The organism is Sphingomonas sp. CARO-RG-8B-R24-01, from assembly GCF_022662295.1.
In the GTDB taxonomy this organism is placed as follows: Bacteria; Pseudomonadota; Alphaproteobacteria; order Sphingomonadales; family Sphingomonadaceae; genus Sphingomonas.
The window spans coordinates 194680-221541 of the sequence record NZ_JAKNQI010000007.1 but is presented as its reverse complement, the minus strand read 5'-3'; the positions used below and the strand labels follow the sequence as shown (position 1 = coordinate 221541).

Here is a 26862-nt window from a genome sequence, read left to right as displayed (position 1 = left end):
GTCCCCGCTATAGACTGCCTGTTTTTGAGGCAGACGCCGCTCCCCCCTCGCAGATTAGGCTCCCGTGACCCCGCGCACGCTTACCCCCTTGCAGATCGGCCCCGTGACGATCGCCTCCCCGGTCATCCTCGCGCCGATGACCGGCGTGACTGACATGCCGTTCCGCACGCTGGTCCGCCGCTACGGCTCGGGCCTGAACGTCACCGAGATGGTCGCGAGCCAGGCCGCGATCCGCGAGACGCGCCAGTCGATCCAGAAGGCGGCGTGGCATCCGATCGAGGATCCGGTGTCGATGCAGCTGGTCGGCTGCACGCCTTATGAGATGGGGGAGGCTGCCAAGCTGAGCGAGGATCGCGGCGCCGCGATCATCGACATCAACATGGGCTGCCCCGTGCGCAAGGTGACCAACGGCGACGCCGGTTCCGCGCTGATGCGCGATCTCGACAATGCCGCCGCGATCATCAAGGGCGTGGTGGACGCGGTCACTGTGCCCGTCACGCTCAAGATGCGGATGGGGTGGGACCACGATACGCTCAACGCGCCGCAACTCGCGCGAATCGCGCAGGACCTCGGCTGCAAGCTGGTGACGGTCCACGGTCGGACGCGCAACCAGATGTACAAGGGCAGCGCTGACTGGGCGTTCATTCGCTCGGTCAAGGACGCCGTGTCGATCCCGGTCATCGCCAATGGCGACATCTGTTCGATCGAGGATGCCAAGGCCGCGCTCGACCAGTCGGGCGCGGACGGGATCATGATCGGACGCGGGGCCTATGGCCGGCCGTGGTTGCTCGGGCAGGTGATGGAATGGTTCGCACACGGACGGCGTCGCGACGATCCCTCGCTGGACGAACAATATACCGTTATTGCAGAGCATTACGATGCGATGCTGACGCACTATGGGACCGAGACGGGCGTCAACATGGCGCGCAAGCATATCGGCTGGTACACCCGCGGCCTCCACGGCTCGGCCGAGTTTCGAAACAAGGTCAACCAGATCCCGGACCCCAAGGTCGTACAGGCGATGCTTGCCGAGTTCTACGCCCCGTGGCGCAGCCGCGCCGCCGCGTGACCCGCGCGGGGCAGGAGCCAGGGCCGGGCTTCGCCGAGCTTTTCGCGGCGCTGCCGGTCGCGGTGCTGGTCGTCGACCCGGGGTCGCGGATCATGCATGCCAATGCCGAATCCGAGACGTTGCTCAATCTGTCCGAGCGCACGATGGAGGGGCAGCCCTTGGCGTCGGTGCTGCAGCGGCCCGACGTCGACAACCCGCGCGAAGATCATGGCCTGTCGGCGTTCGACACCGAGATCCTGTTGGCACGCGGGGGCAGCGTGCGCGTCGATTATGTCGAGACGCTGATCGCGGACCATCCAGGCTGGCGCACGATCACGCTTCATCACGCCGCCGCGACGCGACGCATGGGGCACAGTGCGGACCGCGCCGCCGCCGCGCGCGCGGCGATCGGCGCGGCGGCAATGCTCGCGCACGAGATCAAGAACCCGTTGTCGGGGATCCGGGGGGCGGCGCAACTCCTGTCCAAGGCCAAGGGTGCCGTCGAGCTGACGACGCTGATCACTACCGAAGTCGATCGGGTCGCCGCGTTGATCGACCGGATGCAGGACTTCACCGATACGCGTCCGCTCAACCTGATATCCGAGAACGTCTACCCGTTGCTCGACCATGCGCGTCGCGTCGCGCTCGCCGGCTTTGCGCAGCATGTGAAGATCGAGGAACGGTTCGACCCATCGCTGCCGCCCGCGCAGCTGGACCGCGATTCGATCCTGCAGGTGGTGCTCAACCTGCTCAAGAATGCGAGCGAGGCGATGCGGGAACAGGCCGATGCCCGCATCACGCTGGCGACCGCCTACCGTCACGGCATGGCGATCGCGCCCGCGCCGGGTCGCCCGCGGCGGCCGCTGCCGATCGAGATCTGCGTGATCGACAATGGCCCCGGCGCGCCACCGGACATCGCCGACCATCTGTTCGACCCGTTCATTTCGGGAAAGCCGGAGGGGCAGGGACTTGGCCTCGCGCTCGTCGACAAGCTGGTGCGCGACATGGGCGGGATCGTCCAATATGCGCGGGAAGGAACGCCACCGATGACCGTGTTTCGTATCATGCTCCCGCGCGGTCGGGCATGAACCGGACGGGCCGGATCCTGGTCGTCGACGATGATGCGGCGATCCGCACGGTCGTCGGTCAGGCCTTGCAACGCGATGGACATCGCGTCGTCCTGGCGGCGACGATCGCGGAGGCCGACGCGCGTCTGTCCGCCGGCCTGCCCGACGTGCTGGTGACCGATGTCGTCCTGCCCGACGGCAATGGGCTGGATATGGTCGCACGGCTCGTTGCGCAGCACCCCGGCCTGCCAGCCATCGTCCTGTCGGCCCAGAATACGCTGACCACCGCGGTACGGTCGACCGAGGTCGGCGCGTTCGATTACCTGCCCAAGCCATTCGACCTCGATGCGCTGTCGCAGAGCGTGCAGAGCGCGCTCGCGCGTGGGTCGAGCGGAGCGCTCGAGCCGATCGCCAGCGAAGATGCGCTGCCCCTGATCGGACGATCACCGGCGATGCAGGACGTCTATCGCATCATCGCGCGGGTAGTCTCCAACGACCTGACCGTCCTGGTGTCCGGCGAGTCGGGAACGGGCAAGGAGCTCGTCGCCCGCGCCATTCATGACCTGGGTCCACGCCGTCGTGCCCCGTTTCTCGCGTTGAACATGGCGGCGATCCCGCGCGAACTGATCGAGGCCGAGCTCTTCGGTCACGAGCGCGGCGCCTTTACGGGCGCCCAAGCGCGATCCGCCGGACGGTTCGAGCAGGCCGCGGGCGGAACGCTGTTCCTGGACGAGATCGGCGACATGCCGATGGAGGCGCAGACCCGCTTGCTGCGCGTCCTGCAGTCCGGCGAGTTCACGACCGTCGGTGGCGCGCGCACGATCCGCGCCGACGTGCGTATCGTCGCAGCCACCAATCGCGATCTCGCGCAACTGGTTGCGACGGGGCAGTTTCGCGAAGACCTGTTCTATCGGCTCAACGTCGTGCCGGTCACCTTGCCGGCGCTGCGCGCCCGACGACAGGACATTGCCCTGCTGGCCCGGCATTTTCTCGACCGTGCGGTCGAAGACGGCCTGCCTCGCAAGCAGTTGGCGGCGGATGCTCTAGCCGTGCTGGAAGCGTACGACTGGCCAGGTAACGTTCGCGAGCTGGAAAACATGATGCGCCGCATGTCGGTGCTCGCGCGGGACGAGCGGATCGACGGCGCCGAGGTACGCGCGATGCTGGGCGGCGGCGCGCCGCAGCAGCGGCCGGCAGGCGACGCCGGGATCGAAGCCGCGATCCATGCGCGGATAGCACGGCTCGCCATCGAGGAGCCATCCGCGCTCGACGATGGAACGCTGTACGACCGCATCATCGCGGAGGTCGCGCGGCCGATGATCCAGGCGCTGCTGGCGCGCCATGGCAACAATCAGCTGCGCGCGGCGCGAGCGCTGGGAATCAACCGCAACACCTTGCGAAAGCGCCTTGATGTCCTTGGCATCGACGCCTGACGTCCGACCGGTGGGCTCGACAATGCGATCGATCGAGTATTAAGTGTGTTTTCTCGGCCACAATAGCGTTGTACCAATGTCACGATGGAAGGCAGTGCGCCCGCTTTGACTGTATCCGCGTCCCCCCGGTCCTCGCCGTTTCGGATCGTTCCGGCGATCGAGTTGCTGGTGCTCAGCGCGGCGATTGCGATCGCGTTCGCGACCTATTTCGTCATCACGAATGGAGCAGCGTCACACGCTTTGCTCAGCCCGCCGGTGATCGCACTGCTGCTCGTGGCCAATCTGTTGCCGGCTGGTGCCCTGCTGGTGTTGCTGGGCCGCCGGATCGCGATGCGGCGCGCGGCGCGGATGCCGATTGGCGGACGCGCGCGGTTGCACGTGCAACTCGTGGCGCTGTTCTCCGTCATTGCCGCGGTTCCGACCTTGTTCGTCGTCGTGTTTGCGTCGCTGCTGTTCCAATATGGCGTTCAGTTCTGGTATTCGGACCAGGCGCGCAGCATGATCGAAAACGCGACCGGCGTGGCGCGAACGTCCTACGATCAGATGTTGCGCCGCTGGCAGGACCAGGCGGTGTTCGCGGCTGCGGATATTTCGGACAACCTGCAGGTGAAACTGCGCTCGCCCGAATTTCCCAAATACTTCTTCCAGCAGATCTATCTTCGCAGCCTGTCGGACGGCTTCCTGTTCATCGCCGAGCCGAAGGGCGCTTCCCGCGAGATCGTCCAGGTCAATCCCGACAACCTCGATTATCGCAAGGAAGTGTCGCAGGCAGAGCTCGATCGGCTGCGGGCCGGAACGGCAAGCATCACCACCGTCAAGGGCGACCGGATCGAGACGGTGACGCTGGTACCCGGCACGACCAACGTCTTTTTGCTGACCGTCGCGATTTCCGACGTCCGGGTGATGGAAGTGCAGTCGAAACGCAGCATCGCGGTGCTGTCGAGCTACCGCGATCTCATCGCCAAATCCCGGTCGCTCCAGCTGAAGTTCAACGCGGCGTTGCTCGCCATGTCGTTGTTCATCATTGCCATCGCGGTGTGGATCGCGCTCGAGGTGGCGGACCGGCTGGTCAGGCCGGTCGGGGAGCTGGTCGCGGCCGCGCACAAGGTCGCGACCGGCGACCTGACCGCCCGGGTGCCCGAGACCAAAGTACAGGATGAACTCGGCACGCTCGGCACCGCGTTCAACCAGATGACGGAGCGGCTCCAGGCGCAGACCGGCGCGTTGGAGAGCCGTCGCGCGTTGATCGAGGCGGTGATGTCGGGCGTTACCGCTGGCGTCATTTCCGTTTCGCCCGAGGGGGTCATTCGCCTGATCAATCGCTCGGCCATCCTGCTGCTCGAAAGCGCCGACGACACGCCGGTTGGAAAACCGCTGAGCGTCGTTTCGCCGGAGTTGGCCGCGCTGATCGAGCGAGACGACCGCGATGCGATCGTCGAACTGGGGCAGGGCAATGAGATGCGGACGCTCGCGGTCAAGATCACGCGCGCGGCGGAGGGGCCGATCCTGACCTTCGACGACATCACCGGCCAGTTGCTCGACCAGCGCCGTGCGGCATGGTCGGATGTCGCCCGCCGGATCGCGCATGAAATCAAGAACCCGCTGACGCCGATCCAGCTCGCCGCCGAACGGCTCCAGCGTCGCTATGGCAAGCAGATCGATCCCGAGGACACGACGTTCGCGCGGCTGACCGATACGATCGTCCGCCAGGTGGGCGACTTGCGCCGCATGGTGGACGAGTTCTCGTCCTTTGCGCGGATGCCCAAGCCCGTATTCCGGGAAGAGTCGCTGGTCGAGATCGCCCGACAGACGCTGTTCCTGCACGAGGTCGCGCACCCGGGCATCACGTTCAGTCTCGAATGCCCGGAAACTACGCCCGCGCTGGTCTGCGATCGCCGCCAGATCGGCCAGGCGTTGACCAACATCGTCAAGAATGCGGTCGAGGCGGTCGAAGCCAACCCGGGCGCGCATGAAGCCGCGATCGCCATGGCGATCGAGCCGGGGGACGGCCGGACCGTACTGACCGTTTCCGATACGGGCATCGGCCTGCCGGCGGCACGGGACCGCATCGTCGAACCCTATGTCACCACGCGCGCGCGGGGCACCGGGCTCGGCCTCGCGATCGTCAAGAAGATCGTGGAGGAACATTGCGGAACGATCAGCTTCGCCGACCGCCCGGGCGGAGGAACGATCGTCACCTTGTGCTTCGATACCGAACAACTCGCCAAACTCGAGGGCGGAGACGACCTCGCGTCGTCCTCGTCCAACAGCGCATCCTCCGCGCCAGTCCTCGTACAGAACCGGACCTGAACCATGCCCCTCGATATCCTTGTCGTCGACGACGAACGTGACATCCGCGATCTGGTCGCCGGTGTCCTCGAAGACGAAGGTTATGACGCACGGGTTGCCGGCGACAGCGACTCCGCGTTGGAAGCGATTTCGGTGCGGCGCCCCTCGCTGGTGCTGCTGGACGTCTGGTTGCATGGCTCGCGGCTCGACGGGCTGGAGCTGCTCGACGAGATCAAGCGGCGTGATCCGTCGATCCCGGTGTTGATGATCTCGGGTCATGGCAATCTGGATACGGCGGTGGCCGCGATCCGGCGCGGTGCTGCCGATTTCATCGAGAAACCGTTCGAGGCGGAACGCCTGCTGCTGATGGTTGCACGGGCGACCGAGACCGAACGGCTACGGGCGGAGGTTGCAAGCCTGCGCGCAAGCGTCGGTCGCGACAACGACCTGACCGGCAGCTCGACTGCCATCAACGGCGTGCGCGCGACCCTCAAGCGAGTCGCCTCGACCGGGAGTCGCGTATTGATCATGGGCGGGGCAGGGGTCGGCAAGGAAGTCGCCGCGCGGCTGCTGCACGGCTGGAGCCAGCGCGCCACCGCCCCCTTCGTGGTCGTCAGCGCAGCCCGCATGACGCCGGAGCGGGTCGAGGAAGAACTGTTCGGCGTCGAAGAAGGGGGGCAGCTGGTCCGGTCCGGCCTGCTCGAACAGGCCCATGGCGGGACGCTGTTCCTCGACGAAATCGCGGACATGCCCCTGGCGACGCAGGGGCGGATCCTCAGGGTGTTGACCGAACAGGCGTTCAACCGGGTCGGCGGACAGCGAGTCGTCAAGGTCGACGTGCGCGTAGTATCTGCCACCGCGCGCGACCTGACGCACGAAATCGAACAGGGCCGCTTCCGCGAGGATCTGTATTACCGGCTCAACGTCGTTCCGGTCGCGATCCCCGGCCTGTCCGAACGGCGGGAGGATATCCCGGTCCTGATCGATCATTTCATGGCGCATTACGCTTCGGAACGCCGGGTTGCGACGCCACAGGTCGCCCCCGACGCGATGGTCGCGCTGCAATCCTACGAATGGCCGGGCAACGTGCGGCAGCTGCGCAACATCGTCGAGCGGACGATCATCATGGCGCCCGGCGACCGGCTGGCGCGGATCGACGTCGACATGTTGCCGCCCGATATCCTGGGTGATCCGGGCGAGATGGGCGGCGGGGCCACGGCGATCATGGGCGCGCCGCTTCGCGAGGCGCGCGAGAGCTTCGAGCGTGAATATCTCCGGGTCCAGATCCGGCGGTTTTCAGGAAACATCTCGCGGACGGCGAATTTCATCGGAATGGAACGCTCGGCCTTGCATCGCAAGCTCAAGCTTCTCGGCATCACCGAAGTTCGTGAGGACTAGTGGACGTGGGACCCGGGCGTCCCTAGATTAGCATTTCGTCACTATCCGACGCCGGGCACCGGCGCGCCGCGGGAAAACCCGCCAAGAACAAAGGATCGACCGATGGCCGACAAACAAACTTCGCTGCAAGATCTCTTCCTGAACGCGCTCCGCCGTACCAAGACGCCGATCACGATGTTCCTGGTAAAGGGCGTGAAGCTGCAGGGAATCGTGACATGGTTCGACAACTTCTCGGTGTTGCTCCGCCGCGATGGCCAGTCGCAGCTGATCTACAAGCATGCCATTTCCACGATCATGCCGGCAAATACGATCGACGTCGACGCGATCGTCAACGCGATCGGTGAAGCACAGCGCAAGCAGCCGTTGCTGCAGGAGATCTTTCTCAACGCGGTGCGCAAGTCCGAGGACAGCGTGACCATGTTCCTGGTCAACGGTGTGATGCTGCAGGGCCAGATCGCCGCGTTCGACCTGTTCTGCATGATGCTCCAGCGCGACGGCATGGCGCAGCTCGTCTACAAACATGCGGTATCGACCATCCAGCCCGCGCATCCGCTTAATCTCGCTGATGAGACAGCGGGCTCCGACGAAGATTGAGGACCATTTTTGACCACAGGATTTGAACGCGACCGCGACGATGTCGCCCGCGGTGCCAAGGCCGTCGTTGTTTATCCGGATACCGGCGCATCCTCGCGTGATGCCGAGGCGCGCCTCGCCGAAACCGCCGGGCTGGCCATGGCGATCCATGTCGAAGTGGTCGACCGGGTCGCGGTCAAGGTGCGCGCGCTTCAGCCGTCGACCCTGATCGGCAAGGGGCAGCTGGAGGCGCTTGCGGCAACGGTGCAGATGGCGGAGGCCGAGCTGGTCGTGTTCGACGCCAGTCTGACACCGGTGCAGCAACGCAATCTCGAGAAAGCGCTGTCCGCGAAGGTGATCGACCGGACCGGGCTGATCCTCGAGATTTTCGGCGAACGCGCCGCGACGGCGGAGGGGCGGCTGCAAGTCGAACTCGCGCATCTGGATTACCAGGCAGGACGTCTGGTGCGTAGCTGGACCCACCTTGAGCGCCAGCGCGGCGGCTTCGGCTTTCTCGGCGGTCCGGGCGAAACCCAGATCGAAGCGGATCGCCGGCTCATTCGCGACCGGATGGCGCGGCTCAAGAAGGAACTCGAGCAAGTCTCGCGCACGCGCGGGCTGCATCGCGACAGGCGCCAGCGCGCGCCGTGGCCCGTAATCGCGCTGGTCGGCTACACGAACGCCGGAAAATCCACGCTGTTCAACCGGATGACCGGTGCCGACGTGATGGCGGAAGACCTGCTGTTCGCAACCCTGGACCCGACGTTGCGGCAGATCGCACTGCCGGGGATCGACAAGGCGATCCTGTCGGATACCGTCGGCTTCGTGTCCGAACTGCCGACCCAGCTCGTCGCTGCGTTCAAGGCAACGCTTGAGGAGGTCGTCTCGGCCGACTTGCTGATCCACGTCCGCGACATCGCGCATCCGGACAGCATTGCGCAAAAGGACGATGTCGAGGCGGTGCTGCGCGATATCGGTGTCGAAGCGTCGGTACCGCGGATCGAGGCCTGGAATAAGCTGGACCTGCTCGACCCGGACGAGCGCACCGAGATGCTCGGCGAGGCGCAGCGTCGTGACGATGTCGTGGCGTTGTCGGCGCTGACCGGGGAAGGGGTGTCCGATCTGCTGGAGACGGTCGCCGCATTACTGACCTCAAGTCACCGTCGGTACGCGATCACGCTGGACGCGGCGGATGGCGCCGGGGCGGCGTGGCTGCACGCGCACGGAGAAGTCAGCGGGCAGACGATCGACGGCGATACGGCCGTCTATGAGGTGCGCATGGCGGAACGAGATTACGAACGGTTCTGCCAGCGCAACGACTGAGCGGTGGAATGGCGGCGGGTTGCTGGGCGCCTGCCGCTTCGAACGTGCGATACGTCTTCGGACGGCGGCAGGCCGGTGCGTGCGGGCCGCTATCCCTCGGTCCGTTTGACACGTTGCCAGGACGATTCCATTTCGGCGAGGGTCAGACCTTTGAACGCGGGCCCAGCTTCCCGTTCCATGGCGCTGAAACGGCGCTCGAATTTGCCATTCGCCCGCCGGAGTGCCGCTTCCGGGTCGACGCCCAGTTTGCGTGCCCAGTTGACGACGGAGAACAGCAGGTCCCCGATCTCGTCCTCGATCGCATCCGCCGATGCGGCGGATTCCACCTCCGCAATCTCTTCGTCGATCTTGGCCCGGGGGCCATTGGCATCCGGCCAGTCGAACCCCGTTCGTGCCGCACGGCGCTGGAGCTTGTCGGCGCGGAGGAGCGCGGGGAGGCCGATGGCAACCCCGTCCAGCGCTCCCACGCTTCCCTTGTCTGCGCGTTCGGAGGCCTTGATCTGCTCCCATGCTGCGGAACCGCCAGTGCCTCCGTCGCCGAAGATGTGCGGGTGGCGACGTTCCATCTTGTCGCTGACCGCGGCGACGACATCGGGCAGCGCAAAATATCCCGCTTCCTCGGCGATGCGGGAATGGAACACGACTTGTAACAGAAGGTCCCCGAGCTCGTCCTTGAGTTCGGGCATATCGCGCCGGGCGATTGCGTCCGCCACTTCATAGGCTTCCTCGATCGTGTAGGGCGCTATGCTTTCAAATCCCTGGGCGACGTCCCATGCGCAGCCGGTATCCGGATCGCGCAACCGCGCCATGATGCCAACCAGACGGTCGATCATTGCGCTTCGTCCGCGAACGCAGCCGGCGCGTCGCTCAGGGGCATCGAGCGGTAAACATCGTGGACCATTTCGAAAAAACACCTAACGGGCAAAGAAGCCTTTTCATGCCATGACCAGGCCGTCGACAAAAGCGGGCTTGAGGAGACGGCAGCCACGGGGGCGGAAGCGATCCGGCGACGGACTGTTTGGCAAATGCCAATTTCCACCACCAATTATCCGTCAGACCGATAATACACATTATGTTAAATAGTAATGTTGTCCGCGTGCTGCCAGAGCCAAACGATCCCCAATAAGCCACCGAAGATTGCCGTCCATACCAGCGCCAGCTTGATCACCGTCCGTGCTGGCAGGCGCCGCGACGCAAGAGCCGCGATCGGCAGGATCAGTACCAGCGCCGTGACGAAGGCGTTCACGCGTCCAGCACCAGGCCATCATAGCCCGGCTCTACATTCTCCGGCAGCTCACCCAGCAAGGTCGCATAATCCATGGTCTGATCCATATGGGTCAACGCCGCCCGTCTTGGCTGCAGTGTCGCGATCCAATGCAATGCCGTTGCAAGGTCCGCGTGCGATGGATGCGGCCGTTTGCGGAGCGCATCCACCACCCATATGTCGAGACCGCTGTACAAGACGGCCATATCCTCCGTCATGCCGCTGAGATCGGTCGCATAACCGATCACGCCGCCTTCGCCCTCGAATCGCAGGCCGGCCGACTGGATGCTGCCGTGCGGCTGGTCGGCGACGCGCACGTCGATGTCCCCGATCCGGATCTCGTCGGGCAGCGATTCAAGCGACGCGACCTTGGGATAGCCGTTCAGTCCCTGGAAGATATACCCGAACCGATCCTTCAGCCGTGTTTCCAGCGCAGGCCGTGCGATGCCGCGAACGGGGCTGCCGAGCGCATGATAGACCTGCCGCAAATCGTCGATGCCGTGGGTATGGTCGGCATGATCATGCGTCCAGATGACGGCGTCGACCGTCGCGACGCCCGCCGAAAGCAACTGCTCACGCATGTCAGGGCCAGTATCGACCAGAATGCGGGTCGTTGCGGTCTCGATCAGCACCGAAGCCCGCGTCCGGCGATTTTTCGGGTTCGCGGGGTCGCATTTGCCCCAGTCATTGCCAATTCGCGGAACGCCGGACGACGTTCCGGATCCGAGGATCCGCACTCTCATCCGCGCGTCTTCGCGAACAGCGTATGGAAGTTGGCGCGCGTGGCATGCGCCAGCGTTTCCAGCGGCTCGCCGCGCAGATCTGCCAGGAATGCAGCCGTGTCGGCGACAAACGCCGGTTCGCCCGTCTTCCCGCGATGCGGGACTGGCGCCAGGAACGGTGCGTCGGTTTCGATCAGTAATCGGTCGAGCGGCAATCGGGCGGCGGTTTCCTGCAGGTCCTTGGCGTTTTTGAACGTCACGATGCCGGAAATCGAGATGTAGAATCCGAGATCGAGCGCGATGTCGGCAAACGCACCGCTCGCCGTGAAGCAGTGAATGACCCCGGGAAAGGCCCCCTGCTCCAGCTCTTCGCGCAGGATGCGCGCCGTATCCGCCTCGGCATCGCGCGTGTGGACGACGATCGGCAGTTGCGTTGCGCGGCACGCCGCGAGGTGCGCGCGAAAGCTCGCCTGCTGGCGATCGCGATCGCTATGGTCGTAGAAATAGTCGAGACCGCTTTCGCCGATCCCGACGACGCGCGGATGCTGCGCCCGCTCGATCAGCCGGGCGGTCCCGACATCGGGATGCTGGTCGGCTTCATGGGGATGGATCCCGACCGTCGCCCAGACGTCGGATTCGCGCTCCGCCGTCGCGAGCACGGCGTCCCATTCGCTTTCGCGCGTCGCGATGTTGAGCATCGCCTCGACCCCCCGCCCGCGTGCGCGCGCGAGGATCTCGGGCTGCTGCTCCGCGAGCCCCTTGTAGTTCAGGTGGCAATGGCTGTCGGCGAACATCGTCAAGCCTCCACCGGCGCTTCGAGCCGGGGAAACACCCCGCTGGGCGCTGGCAGCGCCAGCCCCGCCGCGAGCGGATGCCCGAGCGCCGCGAAACCGCGCGCGTCCGCCGACTGGCCCAGCAGGTCGAGCAATTTGTCCGCGCCGCCCGGGATCGCCCAGCGCGCAAGAATCGCGATCTGCCGGATCGCGTCGGCGGCATGATAGAGGATCGTATCGGCGCGGGCCGGATCGGTCTTGCGCACGCTCCACGGCGCCTGGTCCGCAAAATACTGATTGGCATCGCGCGCTGCCGACCACACCGCGTCGAGCGCGTTATGCAGCGCCAGATCGTGCATCGCATCGTGCAACCCCTGCTCCGCTGCCGCCACGCTCGTTGCGAGCGTGGTCTCTGCTTCGGTTGCCGCGCCCGCCGCCGGGACGACACCGTTACAGGCCTTGGCGATGATCGACAGGCAGCGCTGCGCGAGATTGCCGAGATTGTTGGCGAGGTCCGCGTTGCACCGCGTGACGATCGCTTCGGCGGAATAGCTGCCATCCTGCCCGAAGCTGACTTCGCGCAACAGGAAATAGCGTAGCGCATCCACCCCGAAATGATCGACCAGCGCCATTGGATCGGTGACGTTGCCAAGCGACTTCGACATCTTTTCCCCGCGGTTGAGCAGGAAGCCGTGTCCGAACACCGCGCGCGGCAGTGGTATGTTCGCACTCATCAGGAAAGCCGGCCAGTAAACGGCATGAAAACGCACGATATCCTTGCCGATAATATGCAACTGCGCCGGCCAGAACGTCTCGTACAGTTCGACGTCATCGGGATAGCCGACGCCGGTCAGATAATTGGTCAGCGCATCGACCCAGACGTACATGACGTGCCCCGGACTGCCCGGCACCGGCACGCCCCAGTCGAAGCTGGTACGCGAGACAGAAAGGTCGGACAGGCCGCCCTCGACGAAGCGCAGGATTTCGTTGCGGCGCGCCTCGGGGCGGATGAAGTCGGGGTTGGCGGCGAAGAAATCGAGCAGCGGCTGCTGGTATTTGGACAGGCGGAAGAACCAGGTTTCCTCCGCGGTCCATTCGACGGGAGTACCCTGCGGCGAGAGCTTGGCGCCCCCTTCCCCGTCGACCAGCTCCTTCTCGTCGTAAAATGCCTCGTCGCGGACCGAATACCAGCCCTCGTAGCGGTCGAGATACAGGTCGCCTGCCGCCTCCATCGCCTGCCAGATCGCCTGGCTTGCACGATAATGATCGGCATCGCTGGTGCGGATGAAACGATCGTAGGAGATTTCAAGCGCGTCTGCCATCTGCTTGAAATAGCTGCTCATTTCGTCGGCCAACGCGCGCGGCGTCAGGTCGCGCTTGCGCGCTTCCTGGACCATCTTGAGCCCATGCTCGTCGGTCCCGGTCTGGAACCGGACCTCGCGCCCGAGCTGGCGCTGGTAACGCGCGATCGCATCGGTCGCGATCGCTTCATAGGCGTGCCCGATATGCGGGCGGCCATTGGGGTAGCTGATTGCGGTGGTGATATAAAAAGGGTCGGCCATGGCCGCCTCCTAGAGCAACCAACCGGCGAATTGAAGGCCTCAGGCAGCGAGCCGTGCAACGATCCCGGCCATTTCGTACACGGTTGCTTGCGCATCGAGCGTCAGCGCGCGCGCGCTCGCCGCCAGGGCGCGCGCGGCGTCGTAACTTTCGAGCGCGGTCCGCAAGCGCTGCCCCGTCCGCAACGGTGCCTCCGCCGCGATGAAGGCGGGCGCCCGGTCGAGAAACGCCTCGTAGCGCGCCTGTGCCGCCTTGAGCGCCAGCGCCTTGGCGAGCTTGCCACGGCGCGCGTTGGTGCGGTCCCCGTCCCGCGCGATCGCAGTGAGGGCCTGGTCGAGCGCAGCGAGATCGAGCCCCGCAAACCCCAAGGCGCGGCCGGGCGAGCCTTGCGCCACGCGCCGCAACGCCGCGATTTCCGCGTCGTCCGCCTTCGGCAAGGCTTCCCCCAACACCGTCGTCAACGCCGCGTCGTCGAGCGGGTCGAAGCGCAGCAACCGACAGCGCGACCGGATCGTCGGGAGCAGCCGCCCCGGGGCATGGCTGACAAGCAGGAAGATCGTGCCTTGCGGCGGTTCCTCGAGGCTCTTGAGCAGCGCGTTGGATGCGCCCGGGCGTTCCAGATCGTCGACCGCGTCGATGATGACGACCCGGCGATCCGACATCGACGGCCTGGTCGCGAACATCGGCCCCAGCGCGCGAACCTGCGCGATCGGAATGCTCCGCGCGAGCTCGAGCCCGGTCTTGTCGCCTTCCTTAGGCTGGCGCGTCAGCTCGCGATAGTCGGGGTGCGAACCCGCAGCGATCAGCGTCCGCGTGCGATCCGTCTCGGGCACGTCGAACCCCGGCGGAAGATCCGCCCCCGCACCCTCGGCAAGCATCCGGATCGCCGCGGCACGCGCGAAGCTGGCCTTGCCGATCCCCTCCGGGCCGGCGAACAGCCAGGCGTGGTGCAATGAGCCGCTGCGCATCGCCGCCGCAAACGCCGCATGCGCCGCGTGATTGCCGATCGGCAGAGTCACGGCAGCAGGTCGGCGAGGTCGGCGAGGAGCGCGGCCGACACGACGCCGATTTCTGCTGCGGCATCGATGACGCGAAACCGGTCGGGTTCGGCCGCGGCGAAGCGCCGGAACGCGGTCGCGACGTCGGCGTGGAACGCGTCGCCGCGCGCCGCGAACCGGTCGGCGGCGGCGCCGTCCCGTACCGCAGCGCGGGCGCGGCCTTCCTCAGGGCTCAGTTCGAGCACGAAGGTCCGGTCGGGCAACAATCCGCGCGCACCGAACCCGTGCAGCGCGAGGATAGCGGCATCATCGATTCCCCCGGCCAGCCCCTGATACGCGCGGCTGCTGTCGAGATAGCGGTCACAGATCACCCATCGACCAGCACCGATCGCCGGGCGGATCGTCTTTTCGACATGGTCGGCCCGCGCCGCGGCGAACAGCAGCGCTTCGCTATGCGCGCTCCACCGACCGACGCTGCCTTCCATCAACAGCCGCCGGATCGCTTCCGCGCCCTCGCTCCCGCCGGGTTCGCGCGTGATCAGCGCATCGATCCCGCGGTCGGCGAGCGCGGCGGCGAGCAGGCGCGCTTGCGTCGACTTGCCTGCCCCCTCCCCGCCCTCGAGCGAGAGGAACCGTCCGGTCACCGACACGCGATCAGCCGCCGAACAGGCTCATCAACCCCGCCCAGGCGCGTCCGAAGAAGCCGGCTTCGGCCACGTCGGTCGCCGCGACGAGCGGAAGCCGCTGCTGCGGCATGTCGGGGGTCGAAACAACGAGGTCGGCAATATGCTGCCCCGCCTTGATCGGCGCCTTGATCGGGCCGTCATAAACGACCTTGAGCGACATGTCGGCAGCCACGCCTGCAGGAAGCGTCGCGGTCAGGTCATTCGGCGCGACCAGGCCCACGGTCCGCGCACTGCCGAGCTGGACTTCGGCGGTCTCAATCTGCTTCCCCTTGGGCGCGATCTGCTTGGCCTGCCAAGCGCGGAAGCCCCAGTTGATGAACTTGACCGATTCATCGGCACGCTGCCCGGAACTCCCGAGACCCGCCATCACCATCACCAGGCGACGCCCGTTTTGCTGCGCGGATCCGGTGAAGCCGAAGCCGGCTTCCTCGGTATGGCCCGTCTTGAGCCCGTCGGCGCCCTGCACGCGCCCCAGCAACGGGTCGCGATTGGCCTGGTCGATCGGCTTCTGTCCGCCCAGGGTCTTGCCCCAGGTAAAGCTCGGGAGCGAGTAGAAGCGCTTGTAGAGATCCGGGTGATCCTGGATCGTCGCGCCTGCCAGCTTGGCGAGATCGCGCGCCGTAACGTAAGTCACGCCGCCATCGGGCCACCCGTTCGACGTGCCGAAGTGGCTGTTGGTCAGCCCGAGCTTGGCGCCTGCCCGGTTCATCCGCTCGGTGAAGGTCTGCTCGGTGCCCGAAATGCCTTCGGCCAGCACGACGCAGGCATCGTTCCCCGACAGCGTGACGATACCCTTGAGCAGGTTCTCGACGCTGACGTCCTCGCCCGACGACAGGAACATCGTCGACCCCTGGCTATGCCACTTGCGCCATGTCTCGGGCTGGACGTGGAAGGTCTGGTTGAGCTTGAGCTCGCCCGACTTGACCATCTCGAACGCGACATAGACCGTCATCATCTTCGCCATCGACGCCGGCGGCATGCGGCGGTCGGCATCCTTGGCATACAGGACCGCGCCCGAGGACAGGTCCTGGAGATAGGCGACCGGGGCCGGCGTCTGGAAATCGGGCTTGGCGATCGCAGGCGTCGTCGCAGCAATGGCGACGATGGCGGTGGCGGCGATCCAGTTCCGGCGGGATGACATGATGGTGGCTCTCGTTCTTCTAGTTGGAATGGAGAATGCGGGCGTCGCCATAGCCAGCCCGGGCGATGCCGTCACGCGCGCGCTTGGCGGATTGTGGATCGGCATAGGGCCCAAGCTGGACGCGGTACAGCCCACCGCCTGCTAAAACCTTCCCACCCAGCGTGCGTGCCAATGTGGCCGCACGCGCGCCGGAGGAAAGCGCCATGACCTGTACCGTCCAGCTGCCTCGGATGGACGTAGCTTTGGGAGCCGTGCCGGTGCCGGCAACCCACGGACGCACGGCCGGCGACGGAGCGCCCCGTGCAGCGGCCGTTGCCGGAGAATCGCCAGGCGGCGAAGCGGCAGGACCTTCGGAGAGCTTGCGTCGCAGGGCCGCTAGCAACGCCGGCGGGGCGTCGAGGCGCGGTGCGACGCTCTTGCCGGCCAAAAGGGCTTCGCGATCCGCGACCGACACGGTGACCGCGCGAACCCGCACGGGCGCATGATCGCCAACCCCCAATTGCCGCGCCGCGCCCGGCGACAGAGCAACCACGGCTTCATCCGCCGGGCCGCCAAGCACCTGTGCGGCAATCGTGCGTCCGCTATCGAGCGCGGTCAGTTCGACGAAGCTTCCGGCCGGCAGCGGAGGGAATGTCACCGCAACCATGACCGGCGAGAGCGGCCCCTCCGGTAACGGCGTCATGATCGTCGCATAACCGACCGCATCCGACGCGGATGCGCCCGAGGTCGCGCGAGGTCCCGCCTCGGCTGGCGCGGGATCCATTTGCCCCGCCAGCGGCGTCTCCGCCAGCAAGAGGAGCAATAGCGAGCCCCCCAGGCTCATCTCACCGCTCGACCGCGTCGGCGAGCAGACCCACCGACAGCGCGTAGAAATTGGAGCAATTATAATCGAGGATGACGCGATAATTGCCGGTCAGCAGATAGGCGGTTTGCCCCTGCCCGTCCGGCTCGATCAGCGTCGCCAGGACTCGGTCCCCCGGCCAGGACCGGGTCTGCGGCACGACCCCGAGCGCACGCCATTCGGCCATCGTCTTCCAGGCGCTCTGCCGCTGGAACACGCGCGGGCAACGCGGCGACACCAGGCGGGTGGCGATCTGGTTCCGGTCGAACGTCATCGGCACGGATACGGCAAACCCCCAAGGTTCCCCGGGGCGCCAGCCTGCATTGGAGAAGTAATTGCCGATCGACGCCAGCGTATCCGCGCTGCTCGTCCAGATATCCGCGCGCCCGTCCCCGTCGCCATCGCGGGCAAGCCGCAGATACACGGAAGGCAAGAACTGCGGTCCGCCGGTCGCGCCGGCCCAGCTTCCGACCAGCTGCGATCGCGGCACGCCGCGGTCCATCATCTGCAGCGTCGCGATGAATTCGTCCGCGAACAGGTCGCGCCGACGCCCTTCATAGGCAAGTGTCGCCAGCGCCCGGGGAAGGTCGAACCCGCCCATCACCCGGCCATAGCTGGTCTCATGCCCCCAGATCGCGACCATGATCGATTCGGGAACGCCGGTCTGTTGCTCGATCCGCTGCAAGCGTCCGCGTTCGGACAGATAGGCCGCCTGCCCGCGCGCGATGATCGCGCTCCCGACATGCTGTGCCTTGTACGGTGCGAAATTCGGGATCGCCGCGATCGCGGGACCGCCGGGCTGCTGCCGGTCGAGCTCGATCACGCGCGGGTTGAGCGTCAGCGACGGGATCACTGCATCCAGCGTCGCCCGGCTGACTCCGCGTGTCTCGGCCAGCGTCCGCAGGGTTGCCAGATAGGTCTGGAAGCCGGCGTCGTCCTGCGCATGTGCAGCCCCGCCCATCGATACGCAGACGAGGACCGCGGCGATGCCGCGCGTGATCCGACGCCAAGTTTTGCTGTTACCCCGCATGACCGGAACCTTGGCACAGCGGGCCAAGCGCATGAAGCCCCAAAGCCGGTAGGACTTGCACAAATCGCCAGACGCTGGCTAAGCGGGGGCGAACGGAAGAGTGGCCGAGTGGTTTAAGGCAGCGGTCTTGAAAACCGCCGTGGGTGCAAGCTCACCGTGGGTTCGAATCCCACCTCTTCCGCCAAAATCCCATTCCAGCACCGCCCAAACGATGCCTAACCCTAGCAAAACTGCGGGTTTTCGGCTATGGCTGTTCCTGACCAATCCCGATCTGTTCCATCCCAGCGCTGGGGTATCGAGGGCACTATCCGGGGTATTGGAATACGGGAGTCGGGGTACGATGCTCACAGATGCCGCAGTAAAGAACGCTGAACCGCGCGAGAAGGCATACAAGTTGACCGACTCCGGCGGGCTCTTCCTCTACGTCGCCCCGACCGGCCTGAAATCCTGGCGCATGAAGTTTCAGATGCTGGGCAAAGAGAAGCTGCTCACATTTGGCCCCTACCCCGACGTCAAGCTATCGAAGGCACGCGAGAAGCGTGACGAGGCGCGTCGCATGATCCGCGAGCACATCGACCCCTCGGGCGCACGGAAGCGGGCGCACGAGGCCCGCGAGCAGGAGCAAGTCGAACTCGCCAAGCTGGTGACTTTCGAACAATCGGCTCGGCGCTGGTACGATCTGCAGAAAGGCCGTTGGGCGCCGGTCCATGCCGACGACGTCATCACCAGCCTCGAGCGCGACGTGTTCCCCGCGATCGGGAACATGCCGTTGGGCGCGATCACCGCGCCGATCGTGCTGAAGGCGCTTCGCGCGGTCGAGGAGCGCGGTGCGATCGAGACGGCCAAGCGACTGCGACAGCGGATCTCCGCAGTGTACGTCTATTCGATCTCAGAAGGCATCGTGGAGATCGATCCGTCGGCCGTGGTCGGCAAAGCGCTGAAGCCGCTGCCCAAGAAGGGGCGGCAGCCAGCGCTGACCGACATCATTGATGCACGCGGCGTGCTGATCGCGGCCGAGGCGTCTGGCGCGTCACCGATTACCAAGCTTGCGTCGCGGCTGCTCGCGCTGACGCAGTCCCGGCCAGGCATGGTCCGCGGTGCAATCTGGTCCGAGTTCGAAGGGGTCGATTTCACGGGCGAACAGTTCGGACCGTTCCTACCGGTCTGGCGTGTGCCGGCGGACCGGATGAAGCTGGCGCTCGACCTGAAGGAAGAGCAGGCGTTCGAGCATATCATCCCCCTTTCCCGGCAGGCAGTCGATGTGCTCCTGACCGTTCATCGACTGACCGGCCGCAACCGTCTGGTGTTCCCCGGACAGCGGCACAGCCATCGCCCGCTAAGCGAGAACGCAATTGGCTACCTGTACAACCGAGTGGGGTATCACGGTCGGCACGTACCCCACGGCTGGCGGTCGTCGTTCTCCACGGTCATGAACGCACTGGCGGTACGTCGAAAGACAATCGAGGATGCGGCGATCATCGAACTGATGCTCGCGCATGTTCCGGAGAACCGGGTGAAAGCAGCGTACGATCGCGCTGGGCATATGGAGCGGCGGCGCGAGCTCGGTCAGGAATGGTCGGATATGTTGATGACGGGAATGGAACCAGCCAATGGCTTACTGGTCGGAGAGCGGCGGGCGAGGTTTGCTTCAGTAGCTAAAAGCGCGGCATGAAGTGCGTCTATCAGCACTGGGGCGACCAACATCTGCACCGCCATCTGGCTGAATACGAGTTCCGCTATAACAACCGGATTGCGAACGGCGTGGACGATAAGGCGCGCATGGTTGCCGGGCTTGAGGGAATCGTCGGCAAGCGCATCACCTATCGGCGGGATCACGCGGAAACGCGAAAAAGTGAATCGTTTCCAGCAACTTAGGTTCAAGTTCATGGAATCTCGTCGAAAACGTTGACGGGAGTCCCTCGAAATGCGATTCTGTTCTTTGGAGCGCCGGGGCACTCGGGCTGGAGGTATCAAACCCACTGGCGTCTGTGCGGCACGCTTGGCATTTAGGCCGGGCTAAAAGGCGACGGATTAGACGGGTCCGGGCTCCACAACTTTTTGCCACCACTGCGGCCCTGGATAGCCGTAGTAGCGCAGTATCTCGCGTTGCGGCTCAGGCACTGCGAAGCGGTCTAACGTCCTCCAGTTCGGCAGCAGTTTGACGCCATAGCCGCAGGTCAGCTTGCGTTCGGGCGAGCGCGCCATCGCAGGCGCGAGAAGCTTAGCGAACGCCGGATCACAAGCGCCCGTGTCGTGGATATCCAGCGCTTTGAAGAACGCGCTTGCCGCTATGTCAGGTAGCTTTAGACCATCTCGCTCTTTGTGGTTAAATACGGTCATCAAGTCTCGATGCATCACTGACCATTCGAGGTTGCCCCAAGGTATGTATAAAGGAACGGCACCACTAGCGCTCTTAAGTCTGAGCCACTCATAGTATGCATGCATCTGGCTATACGACAGTCCACCTCGCTCGCTGTACTCCAGCTTCATTAGCTTTGGCTCGCCATACTTTCTCATGGAGGCAGCATGCACAAAATCAGTTACACGTTCTAAAAGCACCCTTGTCAACCAGCAGTAAAACCAGCTGTTCGACGGTATATTTGACGCTTTTGGGTTGGTGTACCCTTGCATGTTTTGTTTATTAGACGCGACCACAAATAGCTTGACGCGTTTCTGCGCAATGTAAGAGCATACAAGAGCCTTGCGATCTGGCCTGAGCTTTTGAAAGTGAATGTCGCGTAGTTGCTGACTGCCAATCAGCTTCATCAACTCCGTAATCCATACTTGAACGTCGGGTTCAAACTCAGCAGGGATGACCGCAGCAGATACGATCATCCACTCGCTAGATCCCCGCTCGGAGCGAGGCTTTACCCGTGCTAGCCCGGGGTCGCCGGACTCGTCGATATACGTTACGTAGTGGTATTCTGGAGGCGAGTTACTCATGACAGAAGCAGCAAGCAGCGGGCACCCGCAGAGTCAACTCGGCAACTTCAATGAAGCCGCGCGTGACCTTGAAACCGACGACTACGAAGCGCGCATCGACACGGGGCTGTGCAAGATCGTGACGGATAGGCTGGTGTCGGAGAATCCGGAGTGAGGTTTGTGGTTCTGCTAGCTATGTCGCTCGTCACAGCCTGCGCGTCAAAACCCTCCGTCGAGCGCCAGCTAAGCCAATGCAAGGTAAGTGCAGAGCCGCTGTATGCAGCGCGCCCGACCGATGAAGCAGCGATGGAAGGGCATCTTGCTAACTGCATGCGGGCAGCGGGTTACATCTTTGTTGAAGCAAAGACCGCGCAGGTCGCTCATTCGGTATCTGAGAAAGTGTGTTTTGCCGATTGGGATGGTGCCCATTTCAGACCCGAGTGCTACCTACCCCAATAGCGGGTTGGTCAAATACGTAATCGCCACATTTAAAACGCCGCCAACAAATCAGCCGGCGGCGTTCCCAAGCGCTTTACAAATTATCTTCAGCGCTCGGCGTACGGGGTTTAAGCGTAGCTCACTGTTGTGCGAACCTTCGACCGACGACGCATCGCAAACCCAACTGCGCCAAAGCCGACGAGCATCATTGCCCACGTTGCTGTTTCAGGCACGGCCCCGGCTACTGCCGCGGGGGTAATCGTCAGGTTAGCATTGCCGAAAAACGGATTAATCAGGACAAAATTACCGGTTAAGAAAGTGGGCGCATTTGCCGGTCCGGAAAACAGCGTGGGGCCAGAAAATTGCGAAAAGCCTACGTTCGCAGCGTTGATGTTCAGCGCAGCGAATAGGCCGTTCCCAAATCCGATATTGTCTGCGGTTCCTGCAATCCCACCAAAAATGCCAGTCACATTTTTAAAGGCGAACTGGTCGGAGCCCAGAAAGCTGCTGAACGTATCCGGCGTAGGATTAGAGTCGAGCTGGAATACTGCTGTGCCTGAAGGGCCGGAAAAGTTGAAAAGCAACGGTGCTGCGTATGCGGGCGAGGCCAAGCCAACGATTGCAGCCGACAAACAGAATGCTAGTTTTTTCATATTTACTCCCCGCCTCCCAAAACCCGCGAATGACGGAACGAAGGCGACGAAGGTACGCGGGATTTCATCAATAGTTTCAGAAGCGTTAAAAACGAAAGATTGTTACGCGACGTCAATGGAGATGCCGTTCCTTACTCCACGTAATTCTACGTCATGCTCCAGCCCATCGGATTGGCAACCCATTCATTTATATCGGTTTCGTACCAGGCAACCAACCCTTCGCTAATCTTGGTGGACGAGGGGAAGGTCCCTGCCCCGATGCGCCGGTAGATCGTTGTTCGCGACAGCTTGGTGCGCTCGATCACGTCGCGCAGGCGCATAAGATTGTCGCGACTACGGTCGCGTAGTCCATAGGTGCCCGCTTCGGCAAAGCTGCGAGCGCCGCCGCCGCTGCTACTGGTCCCAAGCGCGGTCATGCCTTAGCCGCCATTTCCTGTCGCTCCCGCAAGACGTCGCGGATCCATTCACCTTCGGAGCGCCACGACTGGTTATGCGGGTCCATGACGATACCGTTCGGGAAGAGGATCGGTGGCGCATCCGTCAGCCCGCCGTTGCGACCTTCCGCTGAATACGGGTCGACTTCGCCATCGCTGGTGATCGCCCAAGCGATCACCGGTGTGCGCCAGGGATGAGCGTCTTCCTCACCCGGGTTGCCAGGAGGGCTCAAAAGATACGTGTCGGGGGCAGCAGGGAGCATCGCCGACGGGATGCGTTCCAGATTGTTTCTCTGCCAGGCAGAGATAGTGCAGCTCGACCCGTCGCTCAACATCACGTCATAAGCGTCGATGGCTGGCTGAAAAGCCGGGGTATCCTTGGCTTTTGCGCCGATAATTTTGATGTCGGCTACAGGGCGAAGGCAGCCGCGCGTGTCCTCGAAGAATTGCATACGTCGCTCCTTAATGAGTGATGGTGTCAGAACGGTTTGGCGGGCCGTTCGAAGTCATCGCGGCGGTTTCCGCACTGCCTGCGGGGTACGGCCCAGCTGGACTGCGAAATGAACACCGAGCCACTGGATCTCCAGATAGCGAACCTCGCCCTCCCCGCCGCTTTCAATGCGGCCACCCTCGTCGGTCCGCAGTTCCTGCAATCGTTCAACGCCGATCCAACCCCACATATACCAGGGCTTGATCGCGGCGATTAAGCGCGGCCACGGCGATCGCGCTACGGTCCCGCCGCTCATGCCGCCATCCGGTCGATCGGGAACGCGACAATGCGCTCCCCGCCATCACCGCCGCCGCCGCCTTGCCTGGCTTCCCAGTCCCCGCAGAACCGGCTCTCGTGGGTTTGCGGGAACATGCTGACCGGGAACGGTGCGTCACCCTGAATGACGACTGGCGCGTGCAGCTGGCACGTCCCGAGGTCGTAGCCGGAGGATGGGTCTCGCGTTGCATTGGCGAGCTTGGGGCCGCAACGCTCCCACCAGCCGCAGGTAGCGCAGCTTTGATCGACCGACTTGCCCATCATGCAAGCTCCGTCAGGAGCGAGGCGTCGGCGTCGGCGTAGGCGTCGACGCCGCACAACGCGCGGGTATCGGCGGCGAGCCGCTCGATGATCGCCTTGATATCGCTGAGCATGTAGGCCTCCTCCTTCTTCAGAAGCTCCACCTTGATGGCAAGCTCAGGCAGGCCTGGAGCAGGCATGAGCAGCAGCTTGATCATCGCATTGGTGAACGTGCTGACTAAATCATTCCCATGCTCTTCCTGATCATCGTAATCCACGGCATCCAACGCCGCTTTTGCAGCCGGGTCGCTTTGAAAATCGTACCCTTGAGGCCACTGGTCGACGACGGCACGATGCGCGGCCTCTGCCGGTACCAGCACATCGCGATAGTACGTCTCGTAAATACGGCGCGACGTCCTGTAGTGCTGGAGCACGCCTGTGAAAGTGAACGGGCCAAACGTGATCGAATCGTCGGTAGCGGCGCGGGCGAACTTTCGAGCTTCAGCGGCCAGCATGTCGTCGTACGCATCACAGCCGCGCCCCTGCCCTCTGCAAGTTAGCACTTTCAGTGCGAATGCTTCAGCCGTCTCCGACGGCTGGCTCAACAGCTCAGTTTCGATGTTGATGCGGATATCGATTAGCCGCTCGCTTTCGTCCCAATGCTCCTGCGGGATCGCATCGATGGCAGCGTTCCGCTCGGGGCCTACTGGCAAACTTTCGTCGATCGAGCAGTATATTTGATCGTGAGCGTCCTCGTCGGCCTTCGCAGCGAGATAAGCCTCGGCAAGTTCATGCCACGGGCGTGCTGCAACTGCCGCAGAAGGCGAATCCGATGCGACACGAGCACGCGCAAAGCATCCCGCGATCGCGTCTCCGATGTTTCGCGCGAAAGCCGAGCGCGGCGAGAATGACCATGCAGTTGCCGCCAGTTCGTTCAGTTGGTTGAGCAGCGGGGACATTGAAAGGAGGTCGCCAACCAACCCCAGCTGCGCGGCGGGTTCGTTCATCGGTGCGTTAACCAGCGGCCCGAACGATGGGCAGTCACCGTACTCGACCACCGCAATGTAAGTTTTCAGCGCGATGTCGTGCGAGTTGACTGAGCCGACCTGGCCGATCGTGCGCAATGCGGCATGAAGGCGATCGATCTCGTCACCAGTCGCATCATCATCGCCACCATTGAATGTCTCAGCGAGTGTCGCGGCTTTGGCCCATTCGATGAAGGCGGAAAACATCGGCGGCGATAGCAGCTCGCGCGCTTCCTTGATGACCTGTTCCGCCAACGAAGAGACCGCCAGTTCCTCGAGCGTGGCGTCTCGCTTGTGCTCAGGAAGGTCTGCCAGCTTGGCGTCGACCGCGGCTGCGGTCCGGCTAGCGGAGTAAACGACCCGGACGTTGGTGGCCTTCGGGGCCGGAAACGGGATCGGTGCGATAGATGCGAACTGAGTTGCCATGTGCCTTGCTCCCACGTGTGGCGCAGGAGTTTGGCGGAGGCTGCCTGGGCGAGCGCGCTTTTACGGTCCTGCGATCAGCGTCTGCGGCCCCTGGGCGCTCAGCTGACGCGTCAACCAATACGTTTTGTATCGGGTTTGGTCAATACACTTTGTATCGCTAGAGCTCTTTGCCGATCCAGACTACCCGCCCATGGATGACAAAATCCCCCTCGAGCAGATCTACCGCTATCGGCAAAATAGAGAGATTGTCGGCGATGGCTTCACCGCGATACTGATCGGCAAAACGCAACCTACGCAACAAAACTTTTCCTGCCTTGGACATCAGCCAAATCTGGTCATGATGGTGAGGGTTTCGTTGCGCCGTATCAATCAACATCAGTTCCCCGACCTTGATTGTGGGCTCCATCTCCGCGGTATCAGCGAACATCGCGATAACTTGTCTAAATCCAGCTTTGCCAACGCTTTCGGCGATAATACGACTAAAAGCAATATAACGCCGCGAAGATAGGTAAATGCTGATGTTTTGGAGTATAGGCGAATCAAATTTTACAAAATGTAATAGTACAGAGTCGTAGTCTTCAACAAGCCTCTCTTCAAATTCCCGGGCCTCACCGGAAGGCGGATCAAAGCCCTCCACTAACGCTTTCAAGGACTCATGATTAGACGGTACTTTATCGGCGACTAGCCCGAGCAACCATGACGGGCTGACTTCGTACACCTTCCCGTAGATCGCTGCCTGCTCTGAATCAAAACCACGGGTTCCGTTTTCATGGTGGCGGTAGCTCCCCTCGTTCCAGCCGAATTCCCGAGCCGCAGCCGCCGCTGACACATAACCCGCATCCTCACGCGCTTGTCGCAATCGGTTTCCTGCACTCATGTATCGCCCTTTCGACATGCAATCCGTTTTGGATTGCAGCGTATCGTTTCAATGTGTATCGTTAGCGAATGGATCGTATCGCGGAAATTTTCAACCTCTGGCCTTCTGCGGCTGAACTGGCGCGGGAACTCGGGGCAAATCCGATCACCGTCAGGCAGTGGAGAAGGCGCCAACGTATTCCGGCTCAGCACTGGGGCAACGTGATCGAAGCATGCGGTAAGCGAGGGGTACCGGTTCGATGGACGGAATTGGCCCCGCAAACCAGTGTCGTTCAGGATGCCTCCGGTCAAAATATGAGGGGGATCAGTCATTGCACGCCAACGAACGTCGGACCGCATCAACGATCCCCGTCATGAACTCCCGCGGTTCACCGTCCAGCCCGAAGTGGTTCAGTCGATCGAACCGGTCGAGAAAGGCGTGGATCGTAAACCGATCGACCCCTGTCTCGTCCATAGCGTCGACCAGCGCCGCAATCAGGTTCGCCAGCGCGAAGAACGTCATGCGGTTTCTATCCCGCGCTTGTTTGTCTTTCCCCATGAAAGGGCTTTTGCAGCATGACTAGCCCGCACATCCACGGCCAGAGCCCGACGTTCTCCGCTTCATGCGCGGCAAGCGCTAGCGATCTGGCTTGGGCCCACGTCCTGTCTGCGCACGACCGCTACCCGGAAACCCTATCAGCGCGGTTGCAATCGAGATCAGCTCATTACGAGCGGTATCGTACGTTTCTCCGGTCGATTCCGCAGCGGGTAAATCATGCTCAGCTGCCTGTAGCAGAATACGCCCCGCTTTTTCCGGTGGCAATAACTCTTCTTCGACGAGGTGACGCATCACGTCGCGAAGGATGGCAGTATGGGCCGCGACAAGGTGATGAATGGCGATCGCCCAGTCTTCGTTCAATTCGCTCATCAACATCTCCAATTACCGCTCGTAACAGC

The 26862-nt window shown here is 63.5% G+C and carries 28 protein-coding genes, 1 tRNA gene and 3 pseudogenes; 12 read left to right on the top strand and 20 right to left on the bottom strand.

Annotation, left to right across the window (positions count from 1 at the left end):
- Nucleotides 1-64: 64 nt before the first annotated feature.
- The 7 genes and pseudogenes from dusB (at nt 65) to hflX (ending at nt 9131) form a co-directional block, all read left to right on the top strand.
- Nucleotides 65-1069 carry a tRNA dihydrouridine synthase DusB gene (gene dusB, locus L8G49_RS15035; protein WP_347272073.1) on the top strand — a complete coding sequence of 335 codons (1005 nt, stop codon included), beginning with the start codon at nt 65-67 and terminating at the stop codon, nt 1067-1069.
- Entirely contained in the window at nt 1045-2136 is a 1092-nt protein-coding gene (locus L8G49_RS15030; protein WP_242186578.1) for an ATP-binding protein, read from the top strand. Before dusB ends, L8G49_RS15030 begins: the two co-directional genes overlap by 25 nt.
- Nucleotides 2133-3548: a nitrogen regulation protein NR(I) gene (gene ntrC / locus L8G49_RS15025; protein ID WP_242186577.1), complete on the top strand. Its 1416-nt coding sequence runs from the start codon at nt 2133-2135 to the stop codon at nt 3546-3548. Before L8G49_RS15030 ends, ntrC begins: the two co-directional genes overlap by 4 nt.
- 105 nt (nt 3549-3653) lie before the next feature.
- Nucleotides 3654-5858, top strand: a complete 2205-nt coding sequence (locus tag L8G49_RS15020) for an ATP-binding protein (protein WP_242186575.1) — start codon at nt 3654-3656, stop codon at nt 5856-5858.
- Between the two features lie 3 nt (nt 5859-5861).
- On the top strand, nt 5862-7235 hold the full coding sequence (locus L8G49_RS15015; RefSeq protein ID WP_242139026.1) for a sigma-54 dependent transcriptional regulator: 1374 nt from the start codon (nt 5862-5864) through the stop codon (nt 7233-7235).
- 90 nt (nt 7236-7325) lie between these two features.
- Nucleotides 7326-7829, top strand: a pseudogene (gene hfq, locus L8G49_RS15010) (RNA chaperone Hfq); the annotation flags it as partial.
- 9 nt (nt 7830-7838) lie between these two features.
- Nucleotides 7839-9131 carry a GTPase HflX gene (gene hflX / locus L8G49_RS15005; RefSeq protein WP_242186573.1) on the top strand — a complete coding sequence of 431 codons (1293 nt, stop codon included), beginning with the start codon at nt 7839-7841 and terminating at the stop codon, nt 9129-9131.
- A gap of 89 nt (nt 9132-9220) precedes the next feature.
- Here hflX and mazG read toward each other — a convergent pair whose 3' ends face one another.
- From mazG to L8G49_RS14955, 10 genes are all read right to left on the bottom strand, one after another.
- Nucleotides 9221-9964 carry a nucleoside triphosphate pyrophosphohydrolase gene (gene mazG / locus L8G49_RS15000; RefSeq protein WP_242186572.1) on the bottom strand — a complete coding sequence of 248 codons (744 nt, stop codon included), beginning with the start codon at nt 9962-9964 and terminating at the stop codon, nt 9221-9223.
- 242 nt (nt 9965-10206) lie between these two features.
- Entirely contained in the window at nt 10207-10377 is a 171-nt protein-coding gene (locus L8G49_RS14995) for a hypothetical protein (protein WP_242139029.1), read from the bottom strand.
- On the bottom strand, nt 10374-11138 hold the full coding sequence (locus L8G49_RS14990; RefSeq protein ID WP_242186571.1) for an MBL fold metallo-hydrolase: 765 nt from the start codon (nt 11136-11138) through the stop codon (nt 10374-10376). Before L8G49_RS14990 ends, L8G49_RS14995 begins: the two co-directional genes overlap by 4 nt.
- On the bottom strand, nt 11135-11911 hold the full coding sequence (locus tag L8G49_RS14985; protein WP_242186570.1) for a TatD family hydrolase: 777 nt from the start codon (nt 11909-11911) through the stop codon (nt 11135-11137). The genes L8G49_RS14990 and L8G49_RS14985 overlap by 4 nt, the downstream gene beginning before the upstream one ends.
- A gap of 2 nt (nt 11912-11913) precedes the next feature.
- Entirely contained in the window at nt 11914-13452 is a 1539-nt protein-coding gene (gene metG, locus L8G49_RS14980) for a methionine--tRNA ligase (protein ID WP_242186569.1), read from the bottom strand.
- Nucleotides 13453-13491: 39 nt separating this feature from the next.
- The gene (locus L8G49_RS14975) at nt 13492-14469 is read right to left on the bottom strand and encodes a DNA polymerase III subunit delta' (RefSeq protein WP_242186568.1); all 978 of its coding nucleotides are present in this window, start codon (nt 14467-14469) and stop codon (nt 13492-13494) included.
- Nucleotides 14466-15098, bottom strand: coding sequence for a dTMP kinase (tmk, locus tag L8G49_RS14970; RefSeq protein ID WP_242186567.1), 633 nt, complete (start codon nt 15096-15098; stop codon nt 14466-14468). Before tmk ends, L8G49_RS14975 begins: the two co-directional genes overlap by 4 nt.
- 4 nt (nt 15099-15102) lie before the next feature.
- Nucleotides 15103-16275 (bottom strand): D-alanyl-D-alanine carboxypeptidase family protein, encoded by a 1173-nt coding sequence (locus L8G49_RS14965; protein WP_242186566.1) that lies wholly within the window; start codon nt 16273-16275, stop codon nt 15103-15105.
- A 19-nt stretch (nt 16276-16294) separates the two neighbouring features.
- Complete coding sequence (locus L8G49_RS14960; protein WP_242186565.1) at nt 16295-17098, bottom strand: SPOR domain-containing protein; 804 nt, start codon at nt 17096-17098, stop codon at nt 16295-16297.
- A 1-nt stretch (nt 17099) separates the two neighbouring features.
- Nucleotides 17100-18077 carry a lytic murein transglycosylase gene (locus L8G49_RS14955; RefSeq protein ID WP_242139270.1) on the bottom strand — a complete coding sequence of 326 codons (978 nt, stop codon included), beginning with the start codon at nt 18075-18077 and terminating at the stop codon, nt 17100-17102.
- Between the two features lie 163 nt (nt 18078-18240).
- Between L8G49_RS14955 and L8G49_RS14950 the strand changes: the two genes are divergently transcribed.
- From L8G49_RS14950 to L8G49_RS14940, 3 genes and pseudogenes are all read left to right on the top strand, one after another.
- A tRNA-Ser gene (locus L8G49_RS14950) sits at nt 18241-18330 on the top strand.
- A 27-nt stretch (nt 18331-18357) separates the two neighbouring features.
- Nucleotides 18358-18732, top strand: a pseudogene (locus L8G49_RS14945) (Arm DNA-binding domain-containing protein); the annotation flags it as partial.
- A 1061-nt stretch (nt 18733-19793) separates the two neighbouring features.
- Nucleotides 19794-20021: pseudogene (locus tag L8G49_RS14940) on the top strand (hypothetical protein); the annotation flags it as partial.
- Between the two features lie 156 nt (nt 20022-20177).
- On the opposite strand, the gene L8G49_RS14935 reads toward L8G49_RS14940, so the two are convergent.
- The gene (locus tag L8G49_RS14935) at nt 20178-20981 is read right to left on the bottom strand and encodes a hypothetical protein (protein WP_347272072.1); all 804 of its coding nucleotides are present in this window, start codon (nt 20979-20981) and stop codon (nt 20178-20180) included.
- Between the two features lie 106 nt (nt 20982-21087).
- Between L8G49_RS14935 and L8G49_RS14930 the strand changes: the two genes are divergently transcribed.
- Together L8G49_RS14930 and L8G49_RS14925 are read left to right on the top strand one after the other, a co-directional pair.
- Nucleotides 21088-21243 carry a hypothetical protein gene (locus L8G49_RS14930; RefSeq protein WP_242186563.1) on the top strand — a complete coding sequence of 52 codons (156 nt, stop codon included), beginning with the start codon at nt 21088-21090 and terminating at the stop codon, nt 21241-21243.
- Nucleotides 21244-21263: 20 nt separating this feature from the next.
- Complete coding sequence (locus tag L8G49_RS14925; protein WP_242186562.1) at nt 21264-21527, top strand: hypothetical protein; 264 nt, start codon at nt 21264-21266, stop codon at nt 21525-21527.
- A 107-nt stretch (nt 21528-21634) separates the two neighbouring features.
- On the opposite strand, the gene L8G49_RS14920 is transcribed toward L8G49_RS14925, so the two are convergent.
- From L8G49_RS14920 to L8G49_RS14880, 9 genes are all read right to left on the bottom strand, one after another.
- Nucleotides 21635-22159: a PEPxxWA-CTERM sorting domain-containing protein gene (locus L8G49_RS14920; RefSeq protein WP_242186561.1), complete on the bottom strand. Its 525-nt coding sequence runs from the start codon at nt 22157-22159 to the stop codon at nt 21635-21637.
- Nucleotides 22160-22305: 146 nt separating this feature from the next.
- Nucleotides 22306-22575, bottom strand: a complete 270-nt coding sequence (locus L8G49_RS14915; RefSeq protein WP_242186560.1) for an AlpA family phage regulatory protein — start codon at nt 22573-22575, stop codon at nt 22306-22308.
- Nucleotides 22572-23045, bottom strand: a complete 474-nt coding sequence (locus L8G49_RS14910; RefSeq protein WP_242186559.1) for a hypothetical protein — start codon at nt 23043-23045, stop codon at nt 22572-22574. Before L8G49_RS14910 ends, L8G49_RS14915 begins: the two co-directional genes overlap by 4 nt.
- 54 nt (nt 23046-23099) lie before the next feature.
- On the bottom strand, nt 23100-23339 hold the full coding sequence (locus tag L8G49_RS14905) for a hypothetical protein (RefSeq protein ID WP_242186558.1): 240 nt from the start codon (nt 23337-23339) through the stop codon (nt 23100-23102).
- Nucleotides 23336-23623, bottom strand: coding sequence for a hypothetical protein (locus L8G49_RS14900; RefSeq protein ID WP_242186557.1), 288 nt, complete (start codon nt 23621-23623; stop codon nt 23336-23338). Before L8G49_RS14900 ends, L8G49_RS14905 begins: the two co-directional genes overlap by 4 nt.
- Nucleotides 23620-25050 carry a hypothetical protein gene (locus L8G49_RS14895; protein WP_242186556.1) on the bottom strand — a complete coding sequence of 477 codons (1431 nt, stop codon included), beginning with the start codon at nt 25048-25050 and terminating at the stop codon, nt 23620-23622. Before L8G49_RS14895 ends, L8G49_RS14900 begins: the two co-directional genes overlap by 4 nt.
- 157 nt (nt 25051-25207) lie before the next feature.
- The gene (locus L8G49_RS14890; protein WP_242186555.1) at nt 25208-25927 is read right to left on the bottom strand and encodes a helix-turn-helix domain-containing protein; all 720 of its coding nucleotides are present in this window, start codon (nt 25925-25927) and stop codon (nt 25208-25210) included.
- Nucleotides 25928-26230: 303 nt separating this feature from the next.
- On the bottom strand, nt 26231-26428 hold the full coding sequence (locus L8G49_RS14885) for a hypothetical protein (protein WP_242186554.1): 198 nt from the start codon (nt 26426-26428) through the stop codon (nt 26231-26233).
- Nucleotides 26429-26542: 114 nt separating this feature from the next.
- Nucleotides 26543-26833, bottom strand: coding sequence for a hypothetical protein (locus L8G49_RS14880; protein ID WP_242186553.1), 291 nt, complete (start codon nt 26831-26833; stop codon nt 26543-26545).
- Between the last annotated feature and the right edge of the window lie 29 nt (nt 26834-26862).